Source organism: Veronia pacifica (genome assembly GCF_001707825.1).
Taxonomy (GTDB): domain Bacteria; phylum Pseudomonadota; class Gammaproteobacteria; order Enterobacterales; family Vibrionaceae; genus Veronia; species Veronia pacifica.
Map to the genome: position 1 here is coordinate 76,225 of NZ_LYBM01000009.1, position 16,040 is coordinate 92,264.

General features: G+C 46.1%; 9 protein-coding genes and 1 pseudogene. 3 read left to right on the plus strand and 7 right to left on the minus strand.

Annotation, left to right across the window (positions count from 1 at the left end):
- Positions 1-52 precede the first annotated feature (52 nt).
- The 3 genes from nrdA to ubiG form a co-directional block, all read right to left on the minus strand.
- Positions 53-2,332, minus strand: a complete 2,280-nt coding sequence (gene nrdA / locus A8L45_RS07050) for a class 1a ribonucleoside-diphosphate reductase subunit alpha (protein WP_068900640.1) — start codon at positions 2,330-2,332, stop codon at positions 53-55.
- 398 nt (positions 2,333-2,730) lie between these two features.
- On the minus strand, positions 2,731-3,384 hold the full coding sequence (locus A8L45_RS07055; RefSeq protein WP_068900642.1) for an HAD family hydrolase: 654 nt from the start codon (positions 3,382-3,384) through the stop codon (positions 2,731-2,733).
- Positions 3,385-3,414: 30 nt separating this feature from the next.
- A complete protein-coding gene (ubiG, locus tag A8L45_RS07060; RefSeq protein ID WP_068900644.1) occupies positions 3,415-4,131 on the minus strand; it encodes a bifunctional 2-polyprenyl-6-hydroxyphenol methylase/3-demethylubiquinol 3-O-methyltransferase UbiG in 717 nt (238 codons plus the stop codon).
- 457 nt (positions 4,132-4,588) lie between these two features.
- Here ubiG and gyrA point away from each other — a divergent pair, with 457 nt between their 5' ends.
- Together gyrA and serC are read left to right on the plus strand one after the other, a co-directional pair.
- Positions 4,589-7,243, plus strand: a complete 2,655-nt coding sequence (gene gyrA / locus A8L45_RS07065; protein WP_068900646.1) for a DNA topoisomerase (ATP-hydrolyzing) subunit A — start codon at positions 4,589-4,591, stop codon at positions 7,241-7,243.
- 234 nt (positions 7,244-7,477) lie between these two features.
- Positions 7,478-8,560 carry a 3-phosphoserine/phosphohydroxythreonine transaminase gene (gene serC / locus A8L45_RS07070; protein WP_068900648.1) on the plus strand — a complete coding sequence of 361 codons (1,083 nt, stop codon included), beginning with the start codon at positions 7,478-7,480 and terminating at the stop codon, positions 8,558-8,560.
- 41 nt (positions 8,561-8,601) lie between these two features.
- Here the strand turns inward: serC and A8L45_RS25605 are convergent, their stop codons facing one another.
- From A8L45_RS25605 to A8L45_RS07085, 4 genes and pseudogenes are all read right to left on the minus strand, one after another.
- Complete coding sequence (locus A8L45_RS25605; protein ID WP_349266991.1) at positions 8,602-8,991, minus strand: MBL fold metallo-hydrolase; 390 nt, start codon at positions 8,989-8,991, stop codon at positions 8,602-8,604.
- A complete protein-coding gene (locus tag A8L45_RS25610; RefSeq protein WP_349266992.1) occupies positions 8,946-9,386 on the minus strand; it encodes an MBL fold metallo-hydrolase in 441 nt (146 codons plus the stop codon). The genes A8L45_RS25605 and A8L45_RS25610 overlap by 46 nt, the downstream gene beginning before the upstream one ends.
- Before the next feature lie 134 nt (positions 9,387-9,520).
- Complete coding sequence (locus tag A8L45_RS07080; RefSeq protein ID WP_068900650.1) at positions 9,521-12,241, minus strand: M16 family metallopeptidase; 2,721 nt, start codon at positions 12,239-12,241, stop codon at positions 9,521-9,523.
- Positions 12,242-12,580: 339 nt separating this feature from the next.
- A pseudogene (locus tag A8L45_RS07085) lies at positions 12,581-14,139 on the minus strand (BCCT family transporter).
- A 462-nt stretch (positions 14,140-14,601) separates the two neighbouring features.
- On the opposite strand from A8L45_RS07085, the gene aroA reads away from it, so the two are divergent.
- Positions 14,602-15,882 carry a 3-phosphoshikimate 1-carboxyvinyltransferase gene (gene aroA, locus A8L45_RS07090; protein ID WP_068900653.1) on the plus strand — a complete coding sequence of 427 codons (1,281 nt, stop codon included), beginning with the start codon at positions 14,602-14,604 and terminating at the stop codon, positions 15,880-15,882.
- The last annotated feature ends 158 nt before the right edge of the window (positions 15,883-16,040 follow it).

Here is a 16,040-nt window from a genome sequence, read left to right on the forward strand (position 1 = left end):
GTTTTCATGTTTGAACACCAATGCGGGAGCTGCGCCCCCACATTGAATTTTGTTAGATTTTACAAGCGCCGCCTGCACAACCATCGTCTTCTGCAGCCAGATCTTGCTGGTTATCGTCTGCACCATCACGGGTGTTGTGGTAGTAAAGCGTTTTAACACCGAGCTTGTATGCTGTAAGTAAATCTTTCAGCAGTAATTTCATTGGTACTTTGCCGGATGGCATTTTGCTCGGATCATAGTTGGTGTTGGCAGAGATGGCCTGATCAATAAACTTCTGCATAACACCGACCAGCTGCAAGTAACCATCATTACCGCCAATATTCCAAAGCAGCTCATAATTTTCCTTGTACTTTTCGTACTCAGGAACCACTTGCTTAAGAATTCCGTCTTTCGACGCTTTTATCGAAACGAATCCACGTGGGGGCTCGATTCCATTGGTGGCATTTGAGATCTGAGATGATGTCTCTGATGGCATCAGAGCTGACAGCGTTGAGTTACGCAGGCCATGCTCAACAATCTCTTTTCGCAGAGTTTCCCAGTCATAGTGAAGGGGCTCTTCACAGATCTTATCCAAATCCTTCTTATATGTATCGATAGGAAGGATGCCTTGAGCATACGTTGTCTCTTTAAATGCCGGGCAAGCGCCTTGCTCTTTCGCCAGTTCCAAGGACGCTTTAAGCAAGTAATACTGCATGGCTTCAAAGGTTCTGTGTGTCAGAGCGTTTGCGCTGCCATCTGAATAGCGCACCCCATTCTTCGCCAGATAGTAGGCGTAGTTGATCACACCAACACCCAGTGTCCGACGGTTCATTGTTGCCTTGCGTGCCGCGGGTAACGGGTAATCTTGGTAGTCTAACAACGCGTCAAGTGCGCGTATTGTCAGATCTGCAAGCTCTTCCAGTTCGTCCAGAGATTTGATTGCACCCAAATTGAATGCTGACAAAGTACATAGAGCAATCTCGCCGCTGTCATCCTCAACATTGTTGAGAGGCTTAGTCGGCAGTGCAATTTCAAGGCACAGGTTCGACTGGCGAATCGGCGCAACAGACGGATCAAAAGGACTGTGCGTATTACAGTGGTCAACATTCTGAATGTAGATACGACCTGTAGAGGCGCGCTCTTGCATCATCAGAGAGAAAAGCTCAACGGCTTTAACCGTTTCTCGAGGTATAGATAGATCAGCCTCATACTGAGTATAAAGACGATCGAATTCATCCTGGTCAGCAAAGAATGCATCGTACAGCCCCGGTACATCAGAAGGTGAGAACAACGAAATATCGCCACCCTTTATAAGACGCGTGTACATGAGTTTGTTCAACTGAACGCCGTAGTCCATATGACGAACACGGTTTTCTTCAACGCCACGGTTGTTTTTCAATACCAGCAGGCTTTCCACTTCGCGGTGCCATAATGGGTAGAATAGAGTTGCTGCACCGCCACGAACGCCACCTTGTGAACAGCATTTAACGGCTGTTTGGAAGTACTTGTAGAACGGAATACATCCTGTGTGGAACGCTTCACCACCTCGGATAGGGCTGCCCAGCGCACGGATACGCCCTGCATTGATACCGATGCCTGCACGTTGGCTGACGTAACGCACGATCGCGCTCGACGTCGCATTGATAGAATCAAGACTATCGTCACATTCAATCAGTACACATGAACTGAACTGACGGGTAGGTGTACGAACGCCAGACATAATAGGTGTTGGCAGTGAAATCTTGAACATAGAGACCGCATCGTAGAAACGACGGATGTAATCAAGACGTGTTTCTTTCGGGTATTTTGCGAATAGGCACGCAGCAACCATTATGTATAAAAACTGCGCACTCTCGTAGATTTCACCAGAAACGCGGTTTTGTACCAAGTATTTACCTTCAAGCTGTTTAACGGCAGCATATGAGAAGTTCATGTCACGCCAGTGATCAATGTAACTATCAAGGATATTCAGCTCTTCCGCTGTATAGTCTTCCAAGATGTGTTGATCATACTTGCCCATCTCAACCAAATTGGTCACATGGTCTAACAACTTAGGTGGCTCGAATTGGCCGTAGGCCTTTTTGCGCAAGTGGAAGATAGCCAAACGCGCAGCCAGATATTGGTAGTCCGGAGTCTGCTCAGAAATTAAATCTGCTGCCGCTTTGATGATGGTTTCATGAATATCTTCAGTCCTGATCCCATCATAAAACTGGATGTGAGAGCGTAATTCAACCTGCGACACTGAGACATTATCTAGACCTTCTGCCGCCCAGGTAATAACTCGGTGAATTTTTTCAAGATCAATATTTTCTTTACGACCACAACGTTTTTCAACAGTGATTTGTTGGTTCATTTATCTATTTCCCAGCGATTCTTAGCTTAGCGTCGTTTTTTTGCCGCTTTTTAACTTTTGTTGTTCATGTTGTGAACAATATGTAGGGAGGCGAGCAAAATAAAAACACTACATATAGGGGGTACCCTGAACATGAGTAACAAGATAGTGTTGTACGGCAGATATTGCAAGTTCGGATCTCTTTGGTCGCATGTGGATATCTTGGGGATGAAAAACACAATGTTAGTGCTTACTAACCCATTTATCCCTATGCTCCAATGACGTTGAAAAATGCAATGTGTCAGACAAGAAAATCGAGGCTGAAATTTATTTTTTCAATCGATGTTTTCTTAGCCTGAAAGCACATTGCTAAATGGTTGAATTTCATACGCTCACATGTGAATCAAATGTGACAGCGATCAGAATAATGACAGTATTTGCGTAGGGTTGTTAAAAATCTGATCCGGTTCCCAGTCTGAAGGATGATCACATTCACGTCGGTAACCCCATGCTGCAACAGCAGAAAACATGTTTGCCCGTTGAGCTGCAATGACATCATTTCTGACGTCTCCTACGTACAGACACCTTTCAGGAGCAAGACCGAGTTGATTGGCTGCATGGAGTAATGGGGCAGGGTCAGGCTTAGCCTTGTTAAGGGTATCGGGAGTAACTAATACCTGCGCTTCTGAAAGTAGCGGAAAATGAGGGAGTAACAATGATGTTAGAACACCCGGCTTATTGGTCACAATTCCCCACGGAATCTGCTTATCTGAGAGACCGATGAGCAGTTCCGCCACCCCAGAATAGAAGTCTGTGCCATTGCAAATATTCTCTGAGTAGACCCGAAAAAATGCCTGACGTAGCACGGGTATCATTGCTTCTGGAATGTCGCCGCCAAAGCCGTCACTGAGAAGTCCCCGGGAACCAAAATTTGCACATTGTCTGACCTGCTTATCTGTCAGTGTTTCTTTGCCATGAGCTTTGAGTACTTCATTGACGGCAAAGCCCATATCGGGGGCGGTATCAAGAAGTGTTCCATCAAGGTCGAACAATACTGACGAGATATCTTGCACGTTTCCGAAATCCTATTTTGAAGTGTTAAATCAATCTGATGATTTAATGGTATGTACCATGTAATTCACATCAACATTGCTTGACGACAGCCAGTAGCTTTCTGTTAGTGGATTGTAGTGAAGGCCTGTCATGTGCTGCTCGGCCAAGTCCGTGGTGTCAATCATCCGCAGGAGCTCTGAAGGTCGGATGAACTTATTGTGATCATGTGTGCCTTTCGGAACCATTTTCATCACATACTCAGCACCGACGATAGCCAGCAACCATGATTTAGTGTTGCGGTTAAGTGTGGAGAAAAAGACATGACCATCAGGTTTGACAAGCTTTGCGCATGACGCAATGACGGACGCCGGGTCAGGCACATGCTCAAGCATTTCCATGCAAGTGACAACATCATAGCGGCCAGCATTTTCGGCGGCATGGTCTTCGACGGTATTCTGAATATAATCAAGCTTGGTTGCTGTCTCCAGCGCGTGCAGACGAGCAACTTCTAGAGGCTCTTTACCCATATCCAGCCCGGTTACTACAGCGCCTTCACGCGCCATACTCTCGGCAAGGATTCCGCCACCGCAACCCACATCCAACACTTTCTTACCGAAAATCCCGCCACTCTTTTCCAGAATGTAATTAAGGCGCAACGGGTTAATCTGATGAAGTGGTTTGAATTCACCATCAAGATCCCACCAGCGCGAGGCCATTTCCTCAAATTTTTGGATTTCAGCAGGATCTACATTTAGGTTGCTCGTCATTGGTTTCAGTTTCCTTGGTTTTTTCGGCATTATATATCGAACAAAGCGCAATCTTGTACCTTGAGGTTCATCATCAGTCCGCCAATTGCTCATTGGTAGGGATAGTATGTTTTCTTGATACCGTCATCAAGGCAGGATCATCCCGTCGATGAGGTCCCAAAATTGGCTCAGCAGATAAGTCAATGTTGATGTTTTTCTGTACTCGATGAGTAAACAGCGGCGTGTGGTTCACCAAAAACAAATTGATGTAAGTGACATAGACTATAGTCAGCTAAATTTCCTGTTTAAAAATGCATGGTTATTACACAACCAGCAAAATTTCACTCATTGATTAAAATGACAACAATTCGTGATTTATCTCCTCTTTACCCTATGACTATGTCGTGTTTTTTATGGTAATATTACAGGTCTTGCACGTATTTAATTACGACATTCTTATCTGAGGGATACTGGCTCCATGAGCGATCTTGCTAAAGAGATCACGCCCGTTAATATTGAAGAAGAACTGAAGAGTTCTTACCTTGACTATGCGATGTCGGTTATCGTTGGTCGAGCACTTCCAGACGTGCGTGATGGCCTTAAACCTGTTCACCGTCGTGTCTTATATGCCATGAACGTATTGGGCAACGATTGGAACAAGGCCTACAAAAAATCAGCCCGTGTAGTCGGCGATGTGATTGGTAAATACCACCCACATGGTGACAGTGCGGTATACGACACCATAGTTCGTATGGCTCAGCCATTCTCACTGCGTTATATGCTGGTTGACGGCCAGGGTAACTTTGGTTCGATCGATGGTGACTCCGCAGCTGCAATGCGTTACACCGAAGTTCGTATGGCAAAAATTGCCCATGAGCTTCTTGCGGACCTTGAAAAAGAAACGGTCGATTTCGTTCCTAACTACGACGGAACGGAAAAAATTCCTGAAGTTATGCCGACCCGAATCCCTAACCTTCTGGTAAACGGGGCATCAGGTATTGCAGTCGGTATGGCAACAAACATCCCTCCGCACAACCTGACGGAAGTGATCAGCGGTTGTCTTGCTTACATTGACAATGAAGACATCACAATTGAAGAGCTGATGACCCATATCCCGGGTCCTGACTTCCCAACCGCAGCACTGATAAATGGCCGTAAAGGCATTGAGGATGCGTATCGTACCGGTAGGGGTAAGATCTACCTGCGTTCACGCGCTGAAATCGAAGTTGACAAGAATGGCAAAGAGACCATTATCGTCAATGAGATTCCTTATCAAGTGAACAAAGCGCGTCTGATCGAAAAGATCGCTGAGCTTGTAAAAGACAAAAAGATTGAAGGCATCAGTGCGCTGCGTGATGAGTCTGACAAAGACGGTATGCGCATCGTTATTGAGTGTAAGCGTGATGCAGTTGGTGAGGTTATCCTCAACAACCTATACGCGCAGACTCAACTCCAGACGTCGTTCGGTATCAACATGGTTGCGCTGGACAATAACCAGCCGAAGCTGTTTGGTCTGAAAGAGATGCTGAAGTGCTTCGTCAATCACCGCCGTGAAGTGGTGACTCGACGCACTATCTTCGAACTCCGCAAAGCCCGCGACAGAGCACACATCCTTGAAGGCTTGGCGATTGCTCTGGCTAACATTGACGAAATCATAGAATTGATTCGTGCTGCTCAGACACCTGCTATTGCTCGTGAGCAACTTCAGGCGCGAGGCTGGCAGTTAGGCACTGTTGCTGCAATGCTAGAGGCAACCGGTGTTGATGCAGCTCGTCCAGAGTGGTTGGATGATCAGTTTGGTGTTCGTGATGGCCTGTATTACCTGACGGAGCAACAGGCTCAGGCAATTCTTGATTTACGTCTGCACAAGCTGACTGGCCTTGAGCATGAGAAGATTCTTGATGAGTACAAAGAGCTTCTTTCTCTGATTGGCGAATTGATGCTGATCTTGTCCAGCCCGCAGCGTTTGATGGAAGTGATTCGGGAAGAGCTGGAAGCGGTTCGTGATAACTATGGTGACGAGCGCCGCACTGAAATCACTGCTGCAAGTGCCGATATCGATATTGAAGACCTGATCAACCAGGAAGATGTTGTCGTGACTCTCTCTCACGAAGGCTATGTGAAATATCAGCCGCTGAGCGATTATGAAGCACAGCGACGTGGTGGTAAGGGTAAATCAGCAACGCGAATGAAAGATGAAGATTTCATTGAGCGTCTGCTGGTAGCGAATACCCATGACACCATTCTATGCTTCTCAAGCCGTGGCAGAATGTACTGGCTGAAAGTCTATCAATTGCCTCTTGCATCGCGTACTGCGCGTGGCAAGCCGATTGTTAATCTCTTACCTCTTGAGTCTGATGAGCGAATTACAGCTATTCTGCCAGTCAGAGAATACGAAGAGGATAAGTTTGTCTTCATGGCGACCGGAAACGGTACCGTGAAGAAAACGCCGCTGACAGATTTCAGCCGTCCTCGCAGCGCGGGTATTATCGCGGTGAATTTGCGCGATGATGACTCCCTGATTGGCGTCGATATCACAACCGGTGACAACGACATCATGTTGTTCTCCAAGTCCGGAAAAGTGGTTCGATTCAACGAAGATCAGGTTCGTGGTATGGGCCGTACGGCGGCGGGTGTTCGTGGTATCAAGCTGACCGAAAGCGACAAGGTTGTGTCCCTGATCGTCCCTCACACAGAAGGTGACATCCTGACAGTGACTGAGAACGGTTATGGTAAACGGACTGAGCTTGCTGAGTACCCAGCGAAGAGCCGTGCGACTCAGGGCGTTGTTTCTATCAAGGTCTCTGAACGAAATGGCTGTGTAGTCGGCGCGGTTCAGGTCGAAGAAGGTGATGAGTTTATGATGATCACTAACGCCGGCACCTTGGTCAGAACCCGTGCTTCTGAAGTCAGTCAGGTTGGTCGTAACACCCAGGGTGTCACACTAATTCGTACCTGCGATGGCGAAGAGGTTGTTGGTTTACAGCGTATTGAAGAGCCTGAAGAAGACGATTTACCGACTGAAGATGGCGAGCTTGATGAAGCATCAGCATCGTCAGAATCAGTTGGCGAAAATGCCGATTCAGCGCCTGACGCAGAGCAGAGCGACAGCGATACACCAGACGTGGAATAACACGCAGTTATGATTAAAAACGCAGCCTAGGCTGCGTTTTTTTATGTCTGTCGTTCTATAAACCATTAGGTATAAGAGTTTTACTTTTCAAATGCCTGTCAAAGGTGGTAATAATAAATGTTCATTGGTCAATGCCTCGTTGCTCTGCCTTTTGAACGACAATGCAGTTGACTAATTTTATGTATAACCCAAGAAATAGTCGCAAGAATTCGCGCGCAGGAGTATTCACTGATAATGGAGAAGGTATTTAACTTTTCGGCAGGTCCCGCTATGTTGCCACATGATGTATTGGCAAAGGCACAGGCTGAGCTGACAAATTGGAATGACAATGGAACATCAGTGATGGAAATCTCTCACCGCAGTAAGGAGTTTCTCTCTGTGGTGGCTGATGCTGAGAAAAATCTGCGCGAATTGCTGTCGATACCTGACAATTACCATGTATTGTTTTGCCATGGTGGCGCAAGGGCTCAGTTTGCTGCTGTTCCCATGAATCTGCTTGGTAGCGCAACCATTGCAGACTATGTCGACGCTGGTTACTGGGCGCAGTCGGCTATTACCGAAGCCAAAAAATACTGTACGCCAAATACGGTCAGCGTAATAACAGAAATTGACGGACTCAAAGCTGTTTTGCCCGCCAAAGACTGGAACCTCAGTGCTGATGCGGAATACGTCCACTTCTGCCCTAATGAAACCATCGACGGGATTGAGATCCGGGATTTACCCGTCACGGATAAACCAATTGTTGCGGACATGTCGTCAACCATCCTTTCTCGCCCGATTAATGTCAGCGAGTATGGTGTGATTTATGCGGGTGCTCAGAAAAATATTGGACCGGCAGGAATCACCCTGGTGATTGTAAGAGACGATTTACTGGGCAAGGCAAAAGAATATCTACCAGAGTTCTTAAACTACAAAACTCTGGTAGAGAAGGAATCTATGTTCAATACGCCGCCGACTTTTGCCTGGTATCTTGCTGGCGAAGTCTTTAAATGGGTTTTAGAGAAAGGCGGTCTTGAAGGAATGAGGGAACACAACGAGCATAAAGCGTCTTTGCTATATGATTATATCGACAGCTCGTCTTTCTACAGCAATGGTGTGCACCCTAATAACCGCTCGCTGATGAATGTACCTTTCTTACTTGCGAACCCAGAACTTGATGCACTGTTCCTTGAACAAGCAAAAGCCAAAGGCTTACATTCACTGAAAGGCCACAGAGCAGTAGGTGGAATGCGTGCCTCTATCTACAATGCTATGCCGCTTGAAGGAGTTCAGGCATTGGTTGATTTTATGAAAGTTTTTGAGAAAGAAAACGCCTGATAATCCAATGCTAGGATAGATATCCAATGTCAAAAACCGCCTTAACGGCGGTTTTTTTGTTTGAACATATTGAATAGCAAGCGCTGGTGAATATTTTTCCAGATCACTTTCCATTGTGTCAGTGGTTCGTCAGGAGAACGCTGAATCAGGAGGTCTAAATCGACTTCTTCTGCGCGATTTTCGCCTCCATGAGCCAAGATAAAATAATCCTTTTCAAGATTGCGGATCTTTTCCAGTGAACGCTTGTAGCGGTTGGGGTAAGAAATAGGAACAGGAGGAACGTACTTGTCTCTGATTTTCACAATGAGGTCAGCGACATAGACTGTTCGGGTTGGTTCGTGGAGCAGCGAGAGATCTCTGTCAGTGTGGCCTGGTGTAAAGTAGGCTACCCAGTCCTCAAACCCCGGGATCTTTTCGCCTTCCTTAAGCAAAATGTCCGGCTGAAGTTTCCTTGGGTACCACAGTCTCTCAAAAGGTTTTTTTGTCGTGATGCGACAAAATGCGCCAGTCCAATATCAGTAAGATGCATCACACCACCCGCAAGCCCCTGGTACCACTGGCCGGAAATATCAGCTGAGGCTACTTGGCATCCGGTGAGTTTACGGAAGTGTTGGACGCCACCGACATGATCTGGGTGCATGTGGGTGACAACGACCAATTTGAGGTCCTCTTTTTTTCTCGCCAATTCATGCTCAATAAATGCCAAAACCTTCGGTACATCAGGACGGCTGCAGCCATCGAGTAATAGCAAGCTGTCAGCATACTCTGCCAGATAAATCGTCTGGATGTAGCCCTCAATTTTATGCAGTGCAATAAGTGACGACATTAATTCCATTTAATTAGTAAGGGAGTTTTTTAGTATGAATAAACAGGTACGACCAGTCAAGTTAGCCATCTCTAATGTTAATCTGCAGAACAATAAGCCAGCCTGATGGCTGGCTTATTATGATTGACTCTAGGCTAGTTCACTTTTGATAAATCACCCGCTTTAATAACGACAAAGTCATCCACTTTGACATATTTTCGGAAAGCGCTATTCAAGTCATCAACACTCAGCTCTGACAACGAACGTTCGAACTCTTTATCAAATGTCATATCCCGCTCAAGATACAAATTAGCATTCAGGTCATAGGCTAATTCGCTGTCTTGCGAGCGGCTGACACGTCGACTCTGGAGTAAGCCTGATTTTGCCATTTCGAGTTCTTTTGCGGTGAAGCCATCCTTAAGGAGCCGAGCCAGTTCCTCTTTAAAACCCAGTTCTACTTTTGGCAGATTTTGCGGCGCGCACATCGCGTAGGCACCCAGGGCAGCACTCTGATCCTGACTGTCCAAATCCAGAAATGAACCAGCACCGTAGCTAAGACCATCCTGCTGACGGAGACGGTTAGCCAATCGGCTATTTAAAAATCCGCCACCAAGGATATAGTTACCCATGGTTAACGCAGGTGCATCCGGATGTTTCTCACCAACAGGCAGACTCATAGATGCAAAGAACATTGCGTTCTCTTTATCAGGCGTATTGAACTCGATAGGCTGAGTGGGCAATTTGAAATACGGCGTCTTGATGCGGTTATACGTTTCGCCGCTCTTCCAGTTTTCCGTCATAGTGTTCAGCGAAGACAATAAAGGTTGCCTATCAAAGTCACCAACAACAGAAATCTGCATGTGGTCAGCACCATAAAACCGCTGGTGGTAAGCAACAATGTCCTCTAGCTTCAGTGCTGCAATCTCGTCCAGTTGCTCTTTAAAGCTAGGTACATAGAATGGATGTCCCTTACCGTAAGGCGAATACAATTGACTCAGTGCCAATGAGGCCAAGGATTGCGGGTCTTGCATATTCGTTTCAATAGCAACCTTCTCTTCCTCTTTGTATAGCTCGAACTCTTTTTCGGGGAAGCTGGGTTTGCGCAGAACATCCGAGATGACAGCCAGCGCTGGAACCAGATTAGCTTTATCCGTCTCAATGGTGCCGAAGAAGCTACCGTTACTGCCATTCACATAATATGACGTTTCCAGCTTATCGAGCTCTGTTTTAATCTGTTCGCGGGTAAGCTTGTCTGTACCAGACAACAGAAGTGAACCTGTTGCGTCACCAATGGCATTCATACCTGTCAGGCTATCTAGGTCGCCCATCTGGCTTCTGAAACGAACAATTACCGACTCACCACGGGTTTTCTTCTGAATCAGGGCAACTTTTGCACCTGACTTCAGGGTAAGAGTTTCGGTACGTTTTTCGATATTGTCGAATGAAGGTTCGAATGCTTCACCTTGAGCAATCTGTTCTTTACCCTTATAGCCCTCAAGCATTGACGCCACGTCGGTCACCTGAGCAATTTCTACCCGCTGAGGCTTATCGGTAGGAATGAAACGTCCCAATGTCCGGTTATTTTGCACAAGATATTTCTGGGCAACGCGCTGAACATCTTCTGTTGTGACTTTTTCCAAACGGTCACGGTTGAGGAACATAAGTCGCCAGTCACCCATGCCAATATATTCACTCAGCTCTATAGACACCTCTTCCGATGAATTAAGAGACAGTTTGAAGCCTTTAAGCAGCGCTTGTTTGGCAATATCAACTTCCTGCTGAGACACTTTCTCTTTACCGAGGTTTTCTACAGTGTCGAGAAAAACGTGTTCTGCCGCAGCAATATCTGTGGTTTTGCTTAGTTCTGCGCCAAACATGGTCATACCGGGATCTTTAAGCGGAAGATTGAAGCCAAACGTTGATGACGCCAGCTTTTGTTCAACCATCGCTTTGTGTAGTCTGCCATTCGGCGTAGCAGAGAGGATTGTATTTAATACTTCAATGGCAGCAATATCTTCATGTGCTCCAGATGGAATGTGGTAAAGGCTGCTGAGATATTGAACGTCGCCTATCCGACGAATAGTGAAGCTGCGCTCGCCATCCTGAGCGGGTTCAGTCGTATAAGTGTCTTGCAACTTGCGTTCAGGTTTGGGTATTGCACCAAAAGTAGCATCAATTTTTTTTAGTAGTGAAGATGGCTCGAACTTTCCTGCAATGACCAGTGTTGCATTGTCAGGTTGATAGTATTTTTTGTAGAAAGCCTGCAGACGTTCAATTGACACGTTCTCAATGTCTGAGCGTGCACCAATTGTTGAATTTCCATAGTTATGCCAGTCAAATGCCGTTGCCAGAATACGCTTGAACATGATGCTGAACGGGCGGTTTTCACCCATTTCGAATTCATTTCGCACCACCGTCATTTCACTGTCGAGGTCTTTTTTAGCAATAAAAGAGTTAACCATCCTGTCTGATTCGAGACTCAAGGCCCAGTCAATATTTTCTTCTGTTGCGGCGAACGTTTCAAAATAATTAGTTCGGTCAAAGAAAGTGGTGCCATTGGGCCTAGCTCCATGGGCGCTCAGCTCAGCGGGAATGTCAGGATGTTTCGGGGTTCCTTTGAATACAAGGTGTTCCAGTAGGTGAGCCATACCGGTTTCGCCATAGTTCTCGTGTTTGGAACCAACCTTATAAGTAACATTGACGGTCACTGTTTCTTTACTTGGATCCGGAAACAAGAGTACTTGTAATCCGTTGTCATACCGATATTCAGTGATACCTTCAACTTCGGTGACTTTTTGATAATCTGCAAATGTACTAAAAGATGCGGCTAATGACAGAGCGGCCGCAGTTAATCTAATTTTCACTTGTTTGTTCATTCAAGCTCCTGAGGATACAGATTCTTTTATGCTCGTTGTGCACTTTCTTGAACCTAACAAATGGCTGCCATTAGCGTCTCTACTGTTTGTGAGAAAATCTCGACACCATATTTACAGGTTCTGCTGCAAACCTATCACTTTCATGTGTAAAGTCAGGATGAATATCTATTTATTTGTAGCCAGTCGACAGAACGAGAAAAATACTTAGATCATTATCCGTTGCTGGTAATGATAAATAACGTGCTTTTTTTGTGTAAAAACGAGAAAAGGGCTCTGTATCATCAGATACAGAGCCCTTCTTAACTACTACCCCGGAAGGGTAAATATAGTGTAATGCGTTTAGGCGATAGGGTAGCTGTTATCGGTCAAAACCATGTCCCGCTTTTTATTGAGGCCTGCCATTTTATATAGCACGATTGGTCCAGCAATTAGGGTGTCGCTAACAGCAGCGACACAGGAACGGCAGTAATGACAATAAATGATTGCAGTGCTTTCAGACCGCTTTCACCCACTTGTAGTAACACACCAGCAACCAGACCCATGACAATTGCCCAGAACAGGCGATGAGCTCGACTTGGTTCTGCATCGCCAGCGACTGATGCGGCAATAGAGTAAGCCATAGAGTCACCAGTGGTGACCACAAATGTTGTGCTTAGCACCATAAATGCAGGTAGTAAGAACCATGAGCCGGGTAGCTGTGACAAAGTAGCAATGAGTACAGCGGGCAGTCCGGACGCAGCCAGTGGATCTGAGATACTGCCCGGTGTCATCAGCTCAAAGTAAATACCTGTACCGCCCAAAACAGTGAACCAGAAATTAGTCACAATCGGAGCGCCAATGGCGACTGCACAGATCAGTTCACGTACTGAGCGGCCTGAGGAAATACGGGCGACGAAAATAGCGATCACTGGTGCGAAACCAATAAACCAGCCCCAGAAGAACCATGTCCACCATTGATTCCATTGAGGGTCACCATCAGTAAGTGCCAGCTGGTTAAAGTGCACCAGATAACTGGCGAATCCATTACCGAATTGCTCGAAGATAAAGGCGGTGGGGCCCAAAATGAGCACGGTTAACATTAAGAGTAATGCGCCAATAACGTTGAATTTGCTCAGCCATTGTAGGCCTTTATCGACGCCTGACACGGCAGATACTGAGTAAATAGCAACCACAACGGCAAGGATAGTGAGCTGAACGGGCACTGAATCGGCAATGCCAGTTAACGCCTCAAGACTTGACCCCATCTGCAAGCACAGAAAACCAATCGGGCCAATGGTGCCAGCAGCAACAGCGATAATCGAGAACGCATCAATCAGAGATCCAAACCAGTGATTTTCGAGTCTGTCGCCGAGCAAAGGGTATAAGAGAGCTCGTGGGCGAAGTTTCAGACCAGCTTGATAATGGGCGTACATCAATATAATTGCACTTAGTGTACCGAGTGCTGCCCATGCAAGAAAACCCCAATGAAGAAAGCTTTGAGCAAGTGCGGGTGCGACTCTCGTTGCCGGCTCTAGATCTGCTGCATGTTGGTACGCAGGAGGAGTGGTAATAAAGTGAAAAATAGGCTCTGCAGCTGACCAGAAAACGCCACCACCAGCCAGAAGTGTACACATGATCATCGCGAGCCATCTGAAAGTACTAATGTCAGGCGAATCTGTGTTACCAAGCTTGAGCTTGCCATAGGGGCTGATAGCAATAATAAGAGCGAGTAGGAAATTGATCAGCATCAGCCACTGCCAGCTTTGGCCGAAAAGAAGGGTTGATTGCTCAAATAACGTCTGAATCAGATGGCTAAGCTGTTGGATATCCAACAATGCCCAAATGAGGAACAGAGAAATAAAAGAAATGGTTAAACGTGGAACAAGTTTATCGCCATTTTCAGGCGTTTTTGAAAGCATAAATCTCTCACGTTGGGTGTGAGGGACGGCATGCTAACAGTGTGATCGCGAAATAGCCAGATAAAATTTGATATTTGTCACACTATAAATGACAGATATATGAAAATTGATAACTAAAATCATGGTGATGAGCAACTTTTTGAGGACATCTCTTAATAACGTTGCAGAGGTGAAAATACCCCCAAGTTTATGTGCAGCCAGAGATGATGCTGCCCTGAGATTCCTGCATCAGTTTTTATCACTGATGTTAAACGGACATCACTATACCTCGATCACTCAGTTCTGAATAACAACAAGGTTCAATTCTGTATTTACGAAAAGTGTAGTGAGAACAAACACAGTCCCCAGTAAATTGATGATGTTTAGCGTATTGTTTTTCAGGAAATGTATCAAGGCTCTAGCCGAGACACTGCCTTTTCGATACTCTGAGAGCACGAAAAATGAAAGGACACCAACATTCAGATGGAGCAATTGACACTTCAACCTATTGGTAAAATCAACGGAACAGTAAATCTTCCAGGATCAAAAAGCGTTTCTAACCGGGCACTTCTGCTGGCAGCATTGGCAGAGGGGAAAACTCGCCTGACCAACCTTCTCGATAGTGACGATATCCGCCACATGCTAAACGCGCTGACGAAGCTGGGTGTTAGCTATCAACTATCTGCTAATAATACCGTTTGTGAAATTGAAGGGTTGGGGAGACCATTTCACGTCGACACTCTGCAAGAATTATTTTTAGGTAACGCAGGTACGGCAATGCGTCCTTTGGCTGCGGCCTTGTGTCTGGGCGAGGGCGACTTCGTTCTCACCGGCGAACCAAGAATGAAAGAACGGCCGATTGGTCACCTTGTCGATGCATTAAGAACGGCAGGCGCAAACATCAGCTACATCGAAAGTGAGGGGTATCCGCCACTCAAGATCTCTGCCACTGGTCTTCATGGCGGTCAGGTAGAAATTGATGGCTCAATATCAAGCCAATTTCTGACTGCCTTCCTGATGGCGGCACCGCTGGCTTCCTCTGATACCGAGATCCGAATTAAAGGTGAGCTGGTCTCCAAGCCGTATATTGATATCACGTTGCATATCATGGCGCAGTTTGGTGTAACGGTAGAGCACAGTGATTATCAGGTATTTCACATTAAGGCAGGGCAACGTTATGTCTCGCCTGGTGATTTTCTTGTAGAAGGTGATGCTTCCTCTGCTTCTTACTTCCTTGCCGCTGCAGCGATTAAAGGTGGTGAAGTAAAAGTAACAGGTATCGGTAAAAAGAGTATTCAAGGCGACATCCAGTTTGCTGATGCATTAGTCGCAATGGGTGCTGATATCGAATGGGGCGACGATTATGTGATTGCCCGTCGAGGTGAGCTTAATGCAGTGGACATGGACTTCAACCACATACCAGACGCCGCGATGACCATTGCTACCGCTGCGCTATTCGCAAACGGGACTACGGCAATTCGCAACGTATATAACTGGCGGGTGAAAGAAACTGACAGGTTGTCAGCTATGGCAACCGAGCTGAGAAAAGTGGGTGCTGAGGTTGAAGAAGGTGATGACTTCATCACTATTACACCACCAAAACATTTAACCCATGCCGCGATCGACACCTACGACGATCATAGGGTGGCGATGTGTTTTTCATTGGTAGCACTAAGTGATACCCCTGTCACCATTAACGACCCAGGGTGTACGTCTAAGACCTTTCCTGACTACTTTGATAAACTCGCGTCACTTTCTGTTTAAAACGGTCAAATAGCCAGCAGAAATAGTCGAAGTAATTGTTTAAGCAGGTCATCTTTGCGTTGGCCTGTTTTTTTGTGCATCTTTTCCCTATAATACGCCGCAAAATTCTGGTTGGTCTTCATTTTTATCAGCAGACGCTATAAATAAAAGACCAGACG